17 protein-coding genes are annotated in these 15,987 nt (G+C 53.2%); 11 read left to right on the top strand and 6 right to left on the bottom strand.

Features of this window, described 5'->3' with window-relative positions:
* Positions 1-4: 4 nt before the first annotated feature.
* The 5 genes from cyoB (at position 5) to WH277_RS11135 (ending at position 5,333) form a co-directional block, all read left to right on the top strand.
* The gene (gene cyoB / locus WH277_RS11155; RefSeq protein WP_133846313.1) at positions 5-1,996 is read left to right on the top strand and encodes a cytochrome o ubiquinol oxidase subunit I; all 1,992 of its coding nucleotides are present in this window, start codon (positions 5-7) and stop codon (positions 1,994-1,996) included.
* On the top strand, positions 1,986-2,606 hold the full coding sequence (locus WH277_RS11150; RefSeq protein WP_133846312.1) for a cytochrome o ubiquinol oxidase subunit III: 621 nt from the start codon (positions 1,986-1,988) through the stop codon (positions 2,604-2,606). Before cyoB ends, WH277_RS11150 begins: the two co-directional genes overlap by 11 nt.
* On the top strand, positions 2,606-2,935 hold the full coding sequence (locus tag WH277_RS11145) for a cytochrome o ubiquinol oxidase subunit IV (RefSeq protein ID WP_133846311.1): 330 nt from the start codon (positions 2,606-2,608) through the stop codon (positions 2,933-2,935). Before WH277_RS11150 ends, WH277_RS11145 begins: the two co-directional genes overlap by 1 nt.
* 13 nt (positions 2,936-2,948) lie before the next feature.
* A complete protein-coding gene (cyoE, locus tag WH277_RS11140) occupies positions 2,949-3,836 on the top strand; it encodes a heme o synthase (protein WP_133846310.1) in 888 nt (295 codons plus the stop codon).
* 129 nt (positions 3,837-3,965) lie between these two features.
* Positions 3,966-5,333, top strand: a complete 1,368-nt coding sequence (locus tag WH277_RS11135; RefSeq protein WP_133846309.1) for an MFS transporter — start codon at positions 3,966-3,968, stop codon at positions 5,331-5,333.
* A gap of 134 nt (positions 5,334-5,467) precedes the next feature.
* Here WH277_RS11135 and WH277_RS11130 read toward each other — a convergent pair whose 3' ends face one another.
* Positions 5,468-5,959: a YajQ family cyclic di-GMP-binding protein gene (locus tag WH277_RS11130; protein WP_133846308.1), complete on the bottom strand. Its 492-nt coding sequence runs from the start codon at positions 5,957-5,959 to the stop codon at positions 5,468-5,470.
* Positions 5,960-6,086: 127 nt separating this feature from the next.
* On the opposite strand from WH277_RS11130, the gene panE reads away from it, so the two are divergent.
* Positions 6,087-7,007, top strand: a complete 921-nt coding sequence (panE, locus tag WH277_RS11125; RefSeq protein ID WP_133846307.1) for a 2-dehydropantoate 2-reductase — start codon at positions 6,087-6,089, stop codon at positions 7,005-7,007.
* Positions 6,961-7,557 (top strand): protein deglycase YajL, encoded by a 597-nt coding sequence (gene yajL / locus WH277_RS11120; protein ID WP_133846306.1) that lies wholly within the window; start codon positions 6,961-6,963, stop codon positions 7,555-7,557. The genes panE and yajL overlap by 47 nt, the downstream gene beginning before the upstream one ends.
* A 153-nt stretch (positions 7,558-7,710) precedes the next feature.
* On the opposite strand, the gene thiI is transcribed toward yajL, so the two are convergent.
* Entirely contained in the window at positions 7,711-9,159 is a 1,449-nt protein-coding gene (thiI, locus tag WH277_RS11115) for a tRNA uracil 4-sulfurtransferase ThiI (protein WP_133846304.1), read from the bottom strand.
* Between the two features lie 255 nt (positions 9,160-9,414).
* Here thiI and xseB point away from each other — a divergent pair, with 255 nt between their 5' ends.
* The 4 genes from xseB (at position 9,415) to WH277_RS11095 (ending at position 13,502) form a co-directional block, all read left to right on the top strand.
* The gene (gene xseB / locus WH277_RS11110; RefSeq protein WP_133846303.1) at positions 9,415-9,657 is read left to right on the top strand and encodes an exodeoxyribonuclease VII small subunit; all 243 of its coding nucleotides are present in this window, start codon (positions 9,415-9,417) and stop codon (positions 9,655-9,657) included.
* Positions 9,657-10,556: a (2E,6E)-farnesyl diphosphate synthase gene (gene ispA / locus WH277_RS11105; protein ID WP_339505676.1), complete on the top strand. Its 900-nt coding sequence runs from the start codon at positions 9,657-9,659 to the stop codon at positions 10,554-10,556. Before xseB ends, ispA begins: the two co-directional genes overlap by 1 nt.
* A 17-nt stretch (positions 10,557-10,573) precedes the next feature.
* Complete coding sequence (gene dxs / locus WH277_RS11100) at positions 10,574-12,439, top strand: 1-deoxy-D-xylulose-5-phosphate synthase (RefSeq protein ID WP_133846301.1); 1,866 nt, start codon at positions 10,574-10,576, stop codon at positions 12,437-12,439.
* Positions 12,440-12,527: 88 nt separating this feature from the next.
* The gene (locus WH277_RS11095; RefSeq protein ID WP_159337671.1) at positions 12,528-13,502 is read left to right on the top strand and encodes an aldo/keto reductase; all 975 of its coding nucleotides are present in this window, start codon (positions 12,528-12,530) and stop codon (positions 13,500-13,502) included.
* Between the two features lie 43 nt (positions 13,503-13,545).
* Here the strand turns inward: WH277_RS11095 and pgpA are convergent, their stop codons facing one another.
* The 4 genes from pgpA to ribH are packed head-to-tail and all read right to left on the bottom strand — an operon-like array spanning position 13,546 to position 15,964.
* Positions 13,546-14,052, bottom strand: a complete 507-nt coding sequence (gene pgpA, locus WH277_RS11090) for a phosphatidylglycerophosphatase A (protein WP_166653760.1) — start codon at positions 14,050-14,052, stop codon at positions 13,546-13,548.
* Positions 14,030-15,007: a thiamine-phosphate kinase gene (gene thiL, locus WH277_RS11085; protein ID WP_133846298.1), complete on the bottom strand. Its 978-nt coding sequence runs from the start codon at positions 15,005-15,007 to the stop codon at positions 14,030-14,032. Before thiL ends, pgpA begins: the two co-directional genes overlap by 23 nt.
* Before the next feature lie 50 nt (positions 15,008-15,057).
* Complete coding sequence (gene nusB, locus WH277_RS11080) at positions 15,058-15,477, bottom strand: transcription antitermination factor NusB (RefSeq protein WP_133846297.1); 420 nt, start codon at positions 15,475-15,477, stop codon at positions 15,058-15,060.
* A gap of 16 nt (positions 15,478-15,493) precedes the next feature.
* Entirely contained in the window at positions 15,494-15,964 is a 471-nt protein-coding gene (gene ribH / locus WH277_RS11075; protein ID WP_133846296.1) for a 6,7-dimethyl-8-ribityllumazine synthase, read from the bottom strand.
* Positions 15,965-15,987: the final 23 nt, after the last annotated feature.

Here is a 15,987-nt window from a genome sequence, read left to right as displayed (position 1 = left end):
TACGATGCTTGGAAAATTAACACTGGATGCAGTGCCGTATCATGAACCGATTATCATGGTTACGGTTGCCGCCATTATTCTTGGCGGTCTGGCGCTGGTCGCCGCACTGACTTACTTCGGTAAGTGGAAATATCTGTGGACCGAGTGGCTGACCTCAGTTGACCACAAAAAACTCGGTATCATGTACATCATTCTGGCATTTGTCATGTTGCTACGTGGCTTTGCCGATGCGGTAATGATGCGTACTCAGCAGGTGCTTGCCTCCGCGGGTGAAGCCGGCATTTTGCCACCACACCACTACGATCAGATTTTCACCGCCCACGGCGTGATCATGATCTTCTTCGTAGCGATGCCGTTTGTTGTTGGTCTGATGAACATTGCTGTTCCATTACAGATCGGCGCACGCGATGTGGCCTTCCCGTTCCTCAACAACCTGAGCTTCTGGTTCACCATGGTTGGTGTGGTTCTGGTTAATCTGTCACTGGGTGTGGGCGAATTCGCACAGACCGGCTGGCTGGCATACCCACCACTTTCGGGGGCGGAATACAGTCCGGGGGTCGGTGTTGACTACTGGATATGGAGTCTACAGCTTTCCGGTATCGGTACGACCCTGACAGGTATCAACTTCTTCGTGACCATCATGAAGATGCGTGCACCTGGCATGACCATGTTTAAAATGCCGGTGTTCACCTGGGCTTCCCTGTGCACCAACGTGCTGATCATCGCCGCGTTCCCGGTTCTGACCGTGACCCTGGCTCTGCTGACCCTTGACCGTTATCTTGGTTTCCATTTCTTTACCAATGATATGGGCGGCAACATGATGATGTACGTCAACCTGATTTGGGTTTGGGGTCATCCGGAAGTTTACATCCTTGTGCTGCCGGTCTTCGGTGTGTTCTCGGAAGTTGTTGCTACCTTCTCGAAAAAACGTCTGTTTGGCTATACCTCACTGGTTTGGGCTACGGTAGTTATTACCATCCTGTCCTTTATCGTGTGGCTGCACCACTTCTTCACCATGGGTGCAGGTGCCAACGTTAACGCCTTCTTCGGTATTATGACGATGATCATCGCCATTCCGACCGGTGTTAAAATCTTCAACTGGCTGTTCACCATGTACCAGGGCCGCATTGAAATGCACTCCTGTATGCTGTGGACCGTTGGCTTCCTGGTCACCTTCTCTGTAGGTGGTATGACCGGGGTACTGCTGGCCGTGCCAGGTGCAGACTTCGTGCTGCACAACAGTCTGTTCCTGATTGCCCACTTCCATAACGTGATTATCGGTGGTGTGGTGTTCGGTTGCTTTGCTGGTGTGACTTACTGGTTCCCGAAAGCATTCGGCTTCAAACTGAATGAAACCTGGGGTATCCGCGCGTTCTGGTTCTGGATTATTGGCTTCTTCGTTGCCTTTATGCCGCTGTACGTGCTGGGCTTCATGGGCATGACCCGTCGTATTAGCCAGGACATCGATCCTCAGTTCCACTCAATGCTGGTTATTGCCGCATGTGGTGCTGGTCTGATTGCTTGTGGTGTTATTTGCCAGATCACTCAGTTCTATGTTTCGGTCCGTGACCGTGAGCAGCTGCGTGATGTGACCGGTGACCCGTGGGGCGGACGTACTCTGGAGTGGGCAACCTCTTCACCACCACCGTTCTATAACTTTGCTGTTGTTCCTGAAATTCACGAGCGTGATGCGTTCTGGGAAATGAAGGAAAAAGGCGAAGCCTATAAGCAGCCGGCTCACTATGAAGAAATTCATATGCCGAAAAACAGCGGTGCTGGTGTCGTCATTGGTTTCTTCTGTGCGGTCTTTGGTTTTGCAGCAATCTGGCACATCTGGTGGCTGGTAGGCCTGTCATTCCTGGGCATGATCGTGTCCTGGATCGTCAAGAGCTTTGACGAAGACGTGGATTACTACGTTCCTGTTGCTGAAGTTCAGAAAATCGAAAATCAGCACTTTGACGAAATTAGCAAAGCAGGTCTGAAAAATGTCGACTGAAACTGTGACTAAACACCACGACGCCCATGCGGAGCATGGGCATCATCACCACGATACAGGCGCCAACAAAGTCTTCGGCTTCTGGATCTACCTGATGAGTGACTGCATCATCTTCGCAACGCTGTTTGCGACGTATGGTGTGATGGTTAATAACACTGCGGGCGGTCCGGCAGGCAAAGACATCTTTGAACTGCCCTTCGTCCTGGTGGAAACCGCCCTGCTTCTGTTGAGCTCCATTACCTATGGTATGGCTGTTATCAACATGAACAACAAGCAGAAAGGTGCAGTTATCGGCTGGCTTGCGATGACCTTCCTGTTTGGTCTGGGCTTCATCGGTATGGAAATCTATGAATTCCATCACCTGATTAAAGAAGGCTTCGGTCCTGATCGTAGTGGCTTCCTCTCCGCGTTCTTCACGCTGGTAGGCACCCACGGTCTGCACGTGACTTCAGGCCTGATCTGGATGCTGGTGTTGATGTATCAGATTGCTAAGCGTGGTCTGACTGATAGCAACCGCACCCGTATTATGTGCCTGAGCCTGTTCTGGCACTTCCTGGATGTGGTGTGGATCTGCGTATTCACCATTGTTTACCTGATGGGGGTTATGTAATGAGCCATTCAGCAACTGAACATGGCGCTTCTCATGGTAGCGTGAAGTCTTATATGATCGGTTTTATCCTGTCGATCATTCTGACGGGTATCCCATTCTGGATGGTCATGGACGGCGGCGCTTCTAAAGCGACCATCCTCGCCGTTGTTCTGGTGTGTGCGGTAGTCCAGGTGCTGGTGCACCTGGTCTATTTCCTCCACCTGGACAGCAAGTCTGAGGGCGGCTGGAACCTGATTGCTATCGTGTTTGCAGCACTTATCATCCTGATTGTTGTTGTCGGCTCGCTATGGATTATGTGGAACCTCAACTACAACATGATGAGCCACTAACAGAGCTACTGTGATGATTAAGCAATACCTGCAAGTAACAAAACCAGGAATTATTTTCGGAAATTTAATTTCTGTCATCGGGGGGTTTCTGCTGGCTTCTAAAGGCAGCATTGACTATTCCCTGTTTCTCTTCACCTTAGTCGGCGTCTCGCTGGTGGTTGCATCAGGTTGTGTTTATAACAACTTTATCGACCGTGATATCGACAAAAAAATGGAGAGAACCAAGAATCGGGTGCTGGTTAAAGGCCTTATCTCTCCGAAATTAAGCCTGGTTTATGCAACCGTTTTGGGTATTGCTGGCTTCGCAATGCTGTATTTCGGAGCAAATCCGCTGGCCATGTGGCTGGCGGTGATGGGTTTTGTGGTTTATGTCGGCGTTTACAGCCTGTACATGAAGCGCAACTCCGTATACGGCACTCTGATTGGCAGTCTTTCCGGAGCTGCGCCTCCAGTGATTGGCTACTGCGCCGTCACCAACCAGTTTGATGCTGGTGCATTGATTCTGCTGGCTATCTTTAGCCTGTGGCAGATGCCGCATTCTTATGCGATTGCTATCTTCCGCTTTAAAGATTACCAGGCGGCCAATATCCCGGTTCTGCCGGTGGTGAAAGGTATCTCTGTGGCGAAGAACCATATCACGCTGTATATCATCGCGTTTATGGTTGCCACACTGATGCTGACGCTGGTGGGCTATGCCGGGTATAAATACCTGGTTGTGGCAGCTGCGGTCAGCGTCTGGTGGCTGGGTATGGCACTGTCAGGTTACAAAACTCAGAACGATCGTGTCTGGGCGCGTAAGCTGTTTGTGTTCTCGATTGTTGCCATCACCGCGTTAAGCGTGATGATGTCTGTCGACTTCATGACCCCCGCCTCCAAAGACCTGCTGACGTACATCAGGTAACAGTAAGCACATCACTACTAAGGGCGCGATTTCGCGCCCTTTCTTTTTGTTACGACTGAATAAAAAGTAATGTTTTACCCGCCCTCCCCTCACACATAAACTATGTGCATACGACAGACTGAGGTAGTAATGAACGATAATAAAATGACTCCGATCGAGCTGCGCGCGACCTGGGGTTTGGGGACGGTTTTTTCCCTGCGGATGCTGGGAATGTTTATGGTATTACCCGTTCTTACCACTTATGGCATGGCATTACAGGGAGCCAGTGAGGCATTAATTGGATTCGCCATTGGCATCTACGGTTTAGCACAGGCCATATTTCAAATTCCCTTTGGACTTCTATCTGACCGCATTGGCCGTAAACCGCTGATTGTGGGTGGGTTATTGATTTTTGTTTTGGGTAGCGTGATCGCTGCCATGACTACGTCAATCTGGGGGGTTATCCTCGGGCGTGCCTTACAGGGCTCCGGCGCCATTGCTGCTGCGGTAATGGCTCTGCTGTCGGACCTGACGCGTGAACAGAACCGCACCAAAGCGATGGCGTTTATCGGTATCAGCTTCGGCGTTACCTTTGCCATTGCGATGGTACTCGGCCCAGTGATTACTCACGCTTTTGGCCTGCACGCATTGTTCTGGATGATTGCATTGCTGGCTAGCGCTGGGATCGTTATCACCCTTCTGGTGGTGCCATCGACGTCAAACCACATGCTTAATCGTGAGTCCGGCATCGTTAAGGGCAGCATCCGTGATGTATTGACCAACAGCCGCCTGGTGAAGCTGAATATCGGTATTCTGTGCCTGCACGTTCTGCTGATGTCGAGCTTCGTTGCTCTACCCGGGCAATTTGAGCAAGCAGGGCTTCCTCCTGCCGAGCACTGGAAAGTATATCTGGTCACCATGCTGATCGCCTTTGCCAGTGTGCTACCGTTCATTATCTATGCTGAAGTCAAACGCCGTATGAAGCGCGTCTTTGTCGGCTGCGTAGTATTGATGCTGATAGCCGAGGTGGTGCTGTGGGGTGCCGGTAATCATTTCTGGACGTTAGTGATTGGTGTACAGCTGTTCTTCATCGGCTTTAACCTGATGGAAGCGATTCTGCCTTCTCTGGTAAGCAAAGAGTCCCCTCCTGGTTACAGAGGGACAGCGATGGGGCTTTACTCCACCAGCCAGTTCCTCGGTGTGGCGATTGGTGGCAGCATGGGCGGCTGGGTGTATGGTCACATTGACGCACAAAGCGTCTTTCTGATTGGCGCGTTGATAGCCGTCGTCTGGTTGCTGGTCAGCCTGAGTATGCAGGAGCCGCCTTACGTCAGCAGCCTGCGCATCACTCTGGAAGCGAGTCATGAAGACAAAGAGGTTCTGGAGCAACGTTTGAAAGCCCAGCCGGGCGTGGCCGCAGTGTTTATCGTGCCGGAAGAGCGCAGTGCTTACGTGAAAATTGACAGCAAGGTGACCAGCCGCGCCGAAATAGAAAAGCTGATTGCCACCGCGGCATAATACGCAAACGGGCGGACCGAAAGAGAAGGCCCGCCCCTTATATCGACAATGATCAGGTAAAAAAGACCCGTTGTGGTCGACCCTTTTTCCGGTCTACCTCTCTGGATAATCGTTTTTCCCGACCGGTCAGATCATTAGTCGCGGAAATTTTTGAACTGGAATGGCTGCCCCAAGTCCGCTTTACGCACTAATGCCATCGCGCCCTGCAAATCGTCACGAGATTTACCGGTTACGCGCAGTTCATCACCCTGAATCTGCGTTTGTACTTTGATTTTGCTGTCTTTAATCTGCTTAACCAGTTTTTTAGCGATGTCGCTTTCGATGCCTTTTTTCATTTTGGCTTCGACGCTCCAGCTCTTACCGCTGTGTACAATCTGCTCAGGAACGTCCAGTGCAGCCCCTTCAATCCCGCGCTTCAACAGCTTTTCACGCAGAATATCCACCAGCTGCTTCACCTGGAAGTCAGACTCACTTAATACTTTGATGGATTCGTTCTTCTCAATCAGCTCAAAGCTGGCTTCTACACCGCGAAAATCGAAACGGGTAGCGATTTCACGGTTAGCAGTATCTACTGCGTTACGCACTTCCTGCATATCAATTTCAGAAACGATATCGAAAGATGGCATGATCTATTCTCCTGATACTAAAGTGACAGGCATAATACCTGCTTGCAGCAGGTAAATAAAACCGCTGGCGCTGAAAGCTATAATAATGAGCAGGACGGTTAACTCAACCCGCACGCGGGGAGGAACAATGAAAATTACCGTACTTGGATGCGGAGCTTTGGGGCAGATCTGGCTGGCTGCACTTGAACAACAGGGACATGACGTTCAGGGCTGGTTGCGGGTTCCGCAGCCTTATTGCTCGGTGAACGTAGTCGGCCTGAATGGCGAGACAGCGAATAAAACATTCATTGCTAATGACCCCACCTTTCTCGCTGACAGCGAATTACTGATTGTCACGCTAAAGGCCTGGCAGGTTTCAGAATCGGTAAAGAATATGCAGTCTGTCCTGCCCGCGCACTGTCCGGTGCTGCTGTTGCATAACGGCATGGGTACGCTGGACGAGTTGAAAGGCCTGCCGCAACCCCTTTTACGAGGTGTCACCACCCATGCCGCCAGACGCGATGGCACTGTCATCGTGCATGTTGCTTCCGGCATTACCCATATTGGCCCCGTCACGACTGCGGGAGCCGACATGAGCGAACTGGCAGAAGTGCTACATCGCGCATTGCCTGACGTTGCCTGGCACAATAACGTTGCCTCCGCCGCCTGGCAAAAACTGGCAGTTAACTGTGTGATCAACCCACTGACTGTCTTCTACGACTGCACAAATGGTGAACTGGCCGAACATCGCCCAGAGATCGAAGCCTTAAGCAATGAGGTTGCCGCCGTCATGGAGCGCGAAGGCCAGCACACCTCACGTGAGTGGTTGATCGACTATGTGCTGGAAGTGATTCGCAGTACGGCGGGTAACACATCGTCTATGTTGCAGGATATTCGCGCACAACGGCGCACCGAAATTGACTACATCAATGGCTATGTTATCCGTCGTGCGCGCGCACAGGGGATCACTACCCCGGAAAATAGCCGTCTTTACGAATTTATTAAGCGAAAGGAACAAGATTATGACCGCGAATCCATCGGTTCTGGTTTGCCTGGCACCTGGGAGTGAAGAGACCGAAGCCGTCACCACCATAGATTTACTGGTGCGTGCCGGGATCAAGGTGGTCACTGCCAGCGTCGCTGACGATGGCAACTGCGAAATCGTCTGTTCGCGCGGCGTCAGACTGCTGGCCGATGCACCGCTGGTGGAAGTGGCCGACGATGACTATGCCGCCATTGTGCTGCCCGGTGGCTTGAAAGGCGCGGAATGCTTCCGCGATAGCCCACTGCTGGTAGAGACCGTACGTCATTTTAATCAGGCGGGAAGAATTGTGGCCGCGATCTGCGCCGCCGCAGGCACCGTGTTGATACCGCACGATCTGTTTCCCGTCGGCAATATGACGGGGTATCCGGGTCTGAAAGAGACCATTCCGGAAGAGAAATGGATGGATCGTCGCGTGGTGTGGGACAGGCGCGTTAATCTGCTGACCAGCCAGGGGCCAGGCACCGCGATTGATTTTGCACTGAAGCTGATCGATTTAGTGGCAGGAAAAGAGAAAGCGCGGGAAGTGGCAGAGCAGATGGTGCTGGCTGCCGGGATTTACGATTACCGCGATTAATTTTTTGTAAGTGTGCGACCGGACACACCAGACGTCGGCGGCGCAGCCAGTTCGCGTCCGGCCAGCGCACAGCCACCGCAGCGTACATCAGTACGTGAGGATGGCGAGCACTGCCCGGACGCGAAATGGCAAGTAAGCCAGGATGGAACAAACTTAAGGACGATACACTTTAACGTTTTTAAAGCCCTGCTCATGCAGGTAGAGTGCCTGCAAGCGGCTCATCACGCCACGTTCACAGTACAGCAACCAGGTTTTACTCTGATCGAGGTCGCCAAACTGCGTCCCCAGTTTATAGAACGGCAACGGTTTCACTTCCACGCCATCCAGCGCCAGCGGTCGTGCATCCTGCTCATCGTTAGAGCGGATATCCAGAATCACATCGTTGTCAGAGAAAGAAGCCACAGTTTCGACTTCAACCACTTCTTCTTCTGTCTTCTCCGCGATCTGGCGAATATCGACGTTGGTCGCTTCATCTACCATACGATCCAAAATACTGAAGTCAAAATTCTGCTCTTCAGCTTCGATCTTCGCTTTAACGGCTTTCACTGTCGGGCTTTTAGAGATCACACCGCAATATTCCGGCATCGTCCGGGCGAAATCTTCCGTTCCGATTTCACGAGCAATCTTGATGATGTGTTCTTTGTCATGTGAGATCAGCGGACGCAGGATCAGCGTATCGCTGGCGTTATCGATCAGACGCAGGTTGGTCAGCGTCTGACTGGATACCTGACCTAAGGCCTCACCCGTTACCAGCGCCTGAACACCGTAGCGCTCTGCGACTTTCGATGCCGCACGAACCATCATACGTTTCAGCACCACGCCCATCTGACCATCATCGACTTTTTCGAGGATCTCGCCTACCACCGGCTCGAAGTTAATCGCGACAAAACGCACGCGGTGCGAGCTGCCGTAACGCTTCCACAGGTAGTGCGCCACCTGGCGAACACCAATTTCATGGGCAGCGCCACCGAGGTTAAAGAAGCAATAATGCACGCGACACCCACGGCGCATCAGCATATAGCTGGACACGCCGGAGTCAAAACCACCGGAAATCAGCGATAACACATCTTCCTGGGTGCCGATTGGATAACCACCGATCCCTTCATAGCGAGCAGTCACCAGAATCAGGCGATCGTCTTCAATTTCCAGATTCACGGTCACTTCAGGCCGGTTAAGCTGGACCTGAGCCGTTGCGACATGCTGATTCAGACCACCGCCGACGTAGCGTTCCACATCTTGCGAGCTGAACTCATGCTTTCCACGGCGTTTCACACGCACGCTGAATGTCTTGCCTTCAATGCGCTCGCGGTTCATTTCCAGAACCTGCTCAAAAATATGATGCACATCGGTGTATGAACGGTCTTCCACCGCCAGCACATGATGAATGCCGGGGATGCGCGTCAGTTCAGCGACAATCGCCGCTCGCTGGTTTTCATCTTTGGCACGGACTTCAATGTTGTCCCAGTGGCGAACCACGGCGAGGGTTTCATCGTAATGTTTGAGAACGTTGCGGATGTTACCGGTGAGGATTTTGATAAAGCGCAGGCGTACAGACTGACTTTTGATCGTAATTTCAGGGAATAACTTAATGATAAACTTCATGGCGGCATGTATTCGTCAGGTAATTAAGTGCTGAAAAGGAGGGCACTTAACTGATAAAATCAGAGTCTTGCAAATTGGCTTACGCCCTTTGCATCCAGGCGCAGTAGTATATCATCTTTGTACAGTGGCTGCTTCTTCATCTGCGGCCCTGATTCCCCTTCCCGGCAACACGAAAAATGCAGGGATATTTTGCTAATCATTTAGAGTCAGCTACCATGAGCGCTCACTGATGAAAATGATAAGTCAGGACCCAAAATGCCGAAAAAAGCCGAACAGCCCGTCAGTTTCGAAACCTCACTGCAACAGCTTGAGCAGATCGTCACCCGCCTCGAAAGCGGTAACCTGCCGCTGGAAGATGCGCTGAATGAATTTGAGCGGGGCGTACAGTTGGCCCGTACCGGGCAACAGACGCTGCAACAGGCTGAACAGCGCGTACAGATTTTACTGAGCGATGACAAGAACGCCGACCTGACGCCTTTCACGCCGGAAAATGACTGATGGATTTCAACGTGTTACTCACCGCGCACTATCAGCGGGTGAATGCCGCACTGCAACGATTTATTGCGCAACTTCCCTTTCAGAGTACTCCTCTGGTGAATGCCATGGAATATGGTGCATTATTGGGGGGTAAGCGGTTGCGCCCATTCTTGGTGTATGCCACGGGTGAAATGCTGCATGCTGACAATGCTGCGCTCGATGCGCCAGCCGCTGCCGTTGAATGTATTCACGCGTATTCCCTGATCCACGACGACCTGCCAGCAATGGATGATGACAGTCTGCGACGTGGCCAGCCCACCTGCCATATTAAGTTTGGCGAAGATTCAGCCATTCTTGCAGGGGATGCGTTACAGACTCTGGCCTTTTCTATCCTTGCCGATACACCGATGCCCGGTGTGGCGGCTGAAGCGCGTATTGCTATGCTGTCGGAGCTGGCTCAGGCCAGTGGTGTGGCAGGCATGTGCGGGGGCCAGGCGCTGGATCTCGCCGCCGAAGGCAAGCAGGTCAATTTACATGAGTTGGAGCAGATTCATCGCCATAAGACGGGCGCGCTGATCCGCTCTGCCGTTCGCCTGGGTGCACTGGCTGCTGGCGAACCCGGGCGTGCAGCACTGCCCGCGCTTGATCGCTATGCTAATGCGATCGGCCTCGCCTTCCAGGTGCAGGATGATATTCTCGATGTTATTGGCGATACTGCCGTACTCGGCAAACGGCAGGGAGCCGATCAGCAATTAGGTAAGAGCACCTACCCGGCACTGATGGGACTTGACAGTGCGCGGGCAAAAGCATGGGATCTCTATCAGGAGTCCCTCAGCGCATTAGAAACGCTTGCCGCACAGTCTTACAACACGGCCCCACTGCGGGCGTTGGCAGGCTTTATAATTGAACGCGATAAATAACTTCAAATGAGTCACTGATGAGTTTTGAACCTGCAAAATACCCGACGCTTGCTCTGGCAAGCACGGTGCAAGAATTACGTTTGCTACCGAAAGAGAGCCTGCCAAAACTCTGTGACGAGCTGCGCCAGTATCTGCTCGACAGCGTCAGCCGCTCCAGCGGTCATTTTGCGTCTGGTCTTGGCGTGGTGGAACTTACTGTGGCACTGCACTATGTCTATAACACGCCGTTCGATCATCTGGTGTGGGATGTGGGCCATCAGGCCTACCCGCATAAGATCCTGACCGGACGACGCGACCGTATCGGTACTATTCGCCAAAAAAATGGCCTGCACCCGTTCCCATGGCGCGATGAAAGTGAGTTCGACGTTCTCAATGTCGGCCACTCATCCACCTCGATCAGTGCCGGGCTGGGAATGGCGGTGGCAGCAGGTAAAGAAGGTAAAGATCGCCGTACCGCCTGTGTTATCGGCGACGGTGCCATCACCGCAGGTATGGCTTTCGAAGCCATGAACCATGCGGGCGATATCAAAGCTGATTTGCTGGTGGTACTGAACGACAACGAAATGTCGATCTCAGAAAACGTCGGCGCGTTAAACAATCGCCTGGCGCAGATCCTCTCCGGGAAAACCTATTCACGCCTGCGTGAAGGGGGCAAAAAGGTGCTGGGCGGTCTGCCACCCATCAAAGAGCTGGTCAAGCGCACGGAAGAACACCTGAAAGGGATGGTGGTGCCAGGCACGTTATTTGAGGAGCTGGGCTTCAATTATATTGGCCCGGTCGATGGTCACGACGTACTGGCCTTGGTGCATACATTGCGTAATATGCGTGCCCTGAAAGGCCCGCAGTTCCTGCATGTGATGACCAAAAAAGGCAAAGGCTACGCTCCGGCAGAGAAAGATCCCATCAGCTGGCATGCCGTACCAAAATTCGACCCGGCCAGTGGCCTGCTACCAAAAAGTGCCGAAGGCCTGCCAAGCTATTCGAAAATTTTTGGCCAGTGGCTGAGTGAAACCGCCGCTGAAGACAGCAAACTGATGGCGGTAACGCCTGCCATGCGTGAAGGCTCCGGTATGGTCAGCTTCTCGCGTGACTATCCACAGCAGTATTTTGACGTGGCGATTGCCGAGCAGCACGCGGTAACCTTTGCCGCCGGGCTGGCGATTGGTGGTTACAAGCCGGTGGTGGCGATTTATTCCACCTTCCTGCAGCGAGCCTACGATCAGCTGATTCATGATGTCGCCATCCAGAAGCTGCCCGTGCTGTTTGCTATCGACCGTGGCGGCATTGTCGGTGCCGATGGCCAGACCCACCAGGGAGCATTTGATATTGCCTTCCTGCGATGCATTCCCAATATGGTCATCATGACCCCAAGCGACGAGAACGAATGTCGCCAGATGCTTTACACCGGCTATCACCACAACAGCGGTCCAAGCGCAGTACGTTACCCGCGTGGTAACGGCACGGGAGCAACCATTGAACCACTGGCGGCTCTGCCTCTGGGCAAAGCTCGTAAGCTGCGTCAGGGTAGCTCACTGGCTATCCTCAACTTCGGGACATTACTGCCAGAAGCGGCGGCAGCGGCGGAAGCCCTGGATGCCACGCTGGTGGATATGCGCTTTGTAAAACCGCTGGATGACGCGTTAATCCTCGAACTGGCGGCCAGCCATGACGCACTGATTACTCTTGAAGAGGGCGCAATCAAAGGCGGTGCTGGTAGCGGCGTCAACGAATTACTGATGGCAAAACGTACGCTGGTGCCGGTGCTGAATATTGGTCTGCCGGATGAATTTATTCCGCAGGGGACTCAGGACGAGGTCCGCACGGATTACCTGTTGGACGCTGCCGGGATCCGTCAGCAAATCGACGCCTGGCTGGCACAGTAACTCGCCCCCTGTGATACAAAATGCTCCTTTTACCGGGAGCTTTTTTTTGCCTGCTATGATTACCACAGGACAAATAGCAGGAGCCAATATGAAAACCCTACAGTTAGCCAATACGGATTTGACCGTTTCCCGCCTTTGCCTGGGCTGCATGACCTATGGTGAACCCGATCGGGGCAAGCACGCCTGGACACTACCCGAAGAGAGCAGCCGCCCGCTGATTAAGCAGGCCCTGGATGCGGGAATCAACTTTTTTGACACTGCCAACAGCTACTCTGACGGCAGCAGCGAAGAGATCGTGGGCCGTGCACTGCGAGATTTTGCCCGCCGTGACGAAGTGGTGGTAGCCACCAAGGTCTATTTCCCAATGAGCAACCTGTCTGGTGGTCTGTCGCGTGCCAATATACTGCAATCCATTGATGACAGTCTGCAACGCCTGGGCATGGAGTACGTCGACCTGCTGCAAATCCACCGCTGGGATTACGACACGCCGCTGGAAGAGACGCTGGAAGCCTTGCACGACGTGGTGAAGGCCGGTAAAGCGCGTTATATCGGGGCCTCCTCCATGCATGCCAGCCAGTTTGCCACGGCACTGAGTACCGCCGATCGCCACGGCTGGACTCGCTTCGTCAGCATGCAGGATCAGTACAACCTGATCCAGCGAGAGGAAGAGCGGGAAATGCACCCCCTGTGCCTGAAAGAGAAGATTGCTGTTCTGCCGTGGAGCCCACTGGCACGTGGCCGCCTGACACGCCCGTGGGGCGAAACGACCGCCCGTTCCGTCTCCGATGAATACGGTCAGACGCTCTACAGCCAGAGCGAGGAAAATGACGGTGAGATCGCCCAGCGCGTGGAGAATATTGCCAAAGATAAAGGCGTGAGTCGTGCGCAAGTTGCTCTGGCCTGGTTGCTGAGCAAACCCGCGGTCACCGCACCGATTATTGGCGCATCGCGCAGCGAACAACTGGAGGATCTGGTGAAAGCGGTAGAGGTGGAATTAAGTCAGGAAGAGATTATTGAACTGGAAAGTGTTTATAAGCCGCATCCGGTGGTGGGATTCGAATAACGGATAACGGCTCGTAGGGGTCGGCATGCCCGACCCGATACATTCACATCAGCCAGTAGTGCGCGGCGGCAAACAAAATTCCGGCGGAGATAACCCCGGCGATAATATCGTCGACCATTATGCCCATGCCGCCGTGGACGTTGCGGTCAAACCAGCGTATAGGCCAGGGTTTCCAGATATCCAGCACTCGAAACACCAGGAAGCCCGCCAGTACCCACTGCCAGCTGTTCACCGGGATCGCCATCAGCGTGATCCACATCCCGATAAACTCATCCCAGACAATGCTGCCATGGTCATGTACGCCCATATCCTTCGCCGTGCGATGGCAAAGATAGACGCCAATGCTGATACCCAGCAACAGCGCCAGGGAATAGAGATCCTGCGGCAGTAAATTGAGCAGATACCAGAAGGGGATGGCCGCCAGTGAACCTGCTGTTCCTGGCATCCACGGGCTCAGGCCACTACCAAAACCGGTCGCCAGCAGATGCCACGGATTACTCATCTTCAGGCGACTTTTCGCCACATCTTTAGCGCGAGCCAAAATGGTCAAATCCTTTCAGGTTCATCTCTACCGGCTTATCACCCTGCAACAGCGTTAGCCCTTCCGATTGCGGAGCAATCTGTCCGATACAGGTAAACGGCACGCCCAGATAGCCCAGCGCCACGTCCAGCGCACCACGGTTAATCTCAGGAACGGTAAAGCACAGCTCATAATCTTCGCCGCCGCTCAGCGCCCAGTGCAAGGCCTGCTGAGGTTCAAAATGCTGTTTCAGCACGGTCGACAGCGGTAGTGCATCAAGATTCAGACGTGCCCCACAGTCGCTGGCTTTGAGAATATGGCCCAGATCGGAGATCAGTCCATCGGAGAGGTCGATCGCGGAACTTGCCAGATCGCGCAGCGCCTGCCCCTGAAGGATGCGCGGCATCGGCCGCAGATGGCGTTTGATCAACACTTCATGAGCAGCCGGATCGTTAATCTTGACATGATGCTGCAACAGCTCAAGACCCGCAGCGCTGTCGCCCAGCGTACCGGTCACATAGATCCAGTCACCGACGCGTGCACCACTGCGTTTCAATGCCCTGCCCTGCGGCACCAGACCGTGAATGCCCAGCGTCATACTGAGGGGACCGCGCGTGGTATCACCGCCAATCAATTGCATATCGTAGTAATCGAGCAGTTCAAACAGGCTGTCGCTAAAGTCTTTCAGCCAGTCTTCATTAATGTCTGGTAACGTCAGAGCCAGCGTCAGCCATGCAGGATCGGCGCCCATGGCAGCCAGGTCACTCAGGTTTACGGCAAGCGCTTTGTATCCGAGGTCGGCGGGATGAATATCACGCAGAAAATGCACACCTTCTACCAGTGTGTCAGTGCTAATAGCCAGCGTCTGTTTTTCCGGTACGCTGAGTAATGCGCAGTCGTCACCGATGCCTTTTTCAACATCACGACGGGAACTGGTCACACGGTCAAAATAACGCGCGATCAGTTCAAATTCGCCACAGGCCATAATGCATTCCGGGAGTAAAAAAACAGGCCGTGATTAGCGGCCTTAGAGAATTATTTGCGGTTTGGGCGGATGAACGGGCCAGCTTTATCCAGCACGCCGTTGACAAACTTATGGCTGTCTTCAGCGCCGAACACTTTAGCCAGTTCAATCCCTTCATTAATCGCAACTTTGTAGGGAACGTCTGAACGCTTGCTGAGCTCAAACAGAGAGATACGCAGGATAGCCTTCTCAACCTGCCCCAGCTCTTCCAGCTGACGTGACAGGTAAGGTTGCATCAGGCCGTCGAGGTATGCACTGTTAGTTGCAACGCCGCCGACCAGCTCACGGAAGTAAGTAATATCGACGTCTTTAACGTCCTGTTCCGCCAGAAACTGGTATTCGACATCAGCGATGTCGTTTTTGGAGATTTGCCAAGAGTAAAGTGCCTGAACAGCACATTCACGGGCGCGGCGACGAGCAGCAGGTTTCACGAAATTCCCCTTAAAATCAGGCTTTGATGGCTTTCAATACGTTAATCATTTCCAGAGCGGTCAGGGCTGCTTCAGCACCTTTATTACCCGCTTTGGTACCGGCGCGTTCAATGGCCTGCTCGATGTTTTCGGTGGTCAGTACGCCAAAAGCAACCGGGATATCGCTGTTCATGGCAACGCTGGCCAGGCCAGAGCTGGCCTCACCTGCCACATATTCGAAATGGGCTGTACCACCACGGATTACGGTGCCAAGTGCAACAATCGCATCATGTTTGCCAGCGTTAGCTAGCGCACGTGCAGTCATTGGCAGCTCATAGGCACCTGGAACCCAGACAACGGTGATGTTTTCATCTTTGACCTGACCAATACGCTTCAGGGCATCGATTGCACCGCTCAGCAGGCTGTCGTTGATAAAGTTGTTGAAACGCGCAATAACCAGAGCAACGCGCGCATCAGGGGTAGCAACAGCAGCTTCAATAACGTTCATAATCTTCCTTTCAGGGTTCTGTT

The sequence above is a fragment of the Erwinia sp. MYb416 genome (assembly GCF_037479575.1).
Taxonomy (GTDB): Bacteria; Pseudomonadota; Gammaproteobacteria; order Enterobacterales; family Enterobacteriaceae; genus Erwinia; species Erwinia rhapontici.
Note: the sequence above shows the minus strand (reverse complement) of the source record. Positions and strands in the feature narration are given on the sequence as shown.

Coding starts and splice junctions, on each gene's coding strand:
- cyoB (WP_133846313.1), top strand. CDS start 5: ATGCTTGGAAAATTAACACTGGATGCAGTGCCGTATCATGAACCGATT.
- WH277_RS11150 (WP_133846312.1), top strand. CDS start 1,986: ATGTCGACTGAAACTGTGACTAAACACCACGACGCCCATGCGGAGCAT.
- WH277_RS11145 (WP_133846311.1), top strand. CDS start 2,606: ATGAGCCATTCAGCAACTGAACATGGCGCTTCTCATGGTAGCGTGAAG.
- cyoE (WP_133846310.1), top strand. CDS start 2,949: ATGATTAAGCAATACCTGCAAGTAACAAAACCAGGAATTATTTTCGGA.
- WH277_RS11135 (WP_133846309.1), top strand. CDS start 3,966: ATGAACGATAATAAAATGACTCCGATCGAGCTGCGCGCGACCTGGGGT.
- WH277_RS11130 (WP_133846308.1), bottom strand. CDS start 5,959: ATGCCATCTTTCGATATCGTTTCTGAAATTGATATGCAGGAAGTGCGT.
- panE (WP_133846307.1), top strand. CDS start 6,087: ATGAAAATTACCGTACTTGGATGCGGAGCTTTGGGGCAGATCTGGCTG.
- yajL (WP_133846306.1), top strand. CDS start 6,961: ATGACCGCGAATCCATCGGTTCTGGTTTGCCTGGCACCTGGGAGTGAA.
- thiI (WP_133846304.1), bottom strand. CDS start 9,159: ATGAAGTTTATCATTAAGTTATTCCCTGAAATTACGATCAAAAGTCAG.
- xseB (WP_133846303.1), top strand. CDS start 9,415: ATGCCGAAAAAAGCCGAACAGCCCGTCAGTTTCGAAACCTCACTGCAA.
- ispA (WP_339505676.1), top strand. CDS start 9,657: ATGGATTTCAACGTGTTACTCACCGCGCACTATCAGCGGGTGAATGCC.
- dxs (WP_133846301.1), top strand. CDS start 10,574: ATGAGTTTTGAACCTGCAAAATACCCGACGCTTGCTCTGGCAAGCACG.
- WH277_RS11095 (WP_159337671.1), top strand. CDS start 12,528: ATGAAAACCCTACAGTTAGCCAATACGGATTTGACCGTTTCCCGCCTT.
- thiL (WP_133846298.1), bottom strand. CDS start 15,007: ATGGCCTGTGGCGAATTTGAACTGATCGCGCGTTATTTTGACCGTGTG.
- ribH (WP_133846296.1), bottom strand. CDS start 15,964: ATGAACGTTATTGAAGCTGCTGTTGCTACCCCTGATGCGCGCGTTGCT.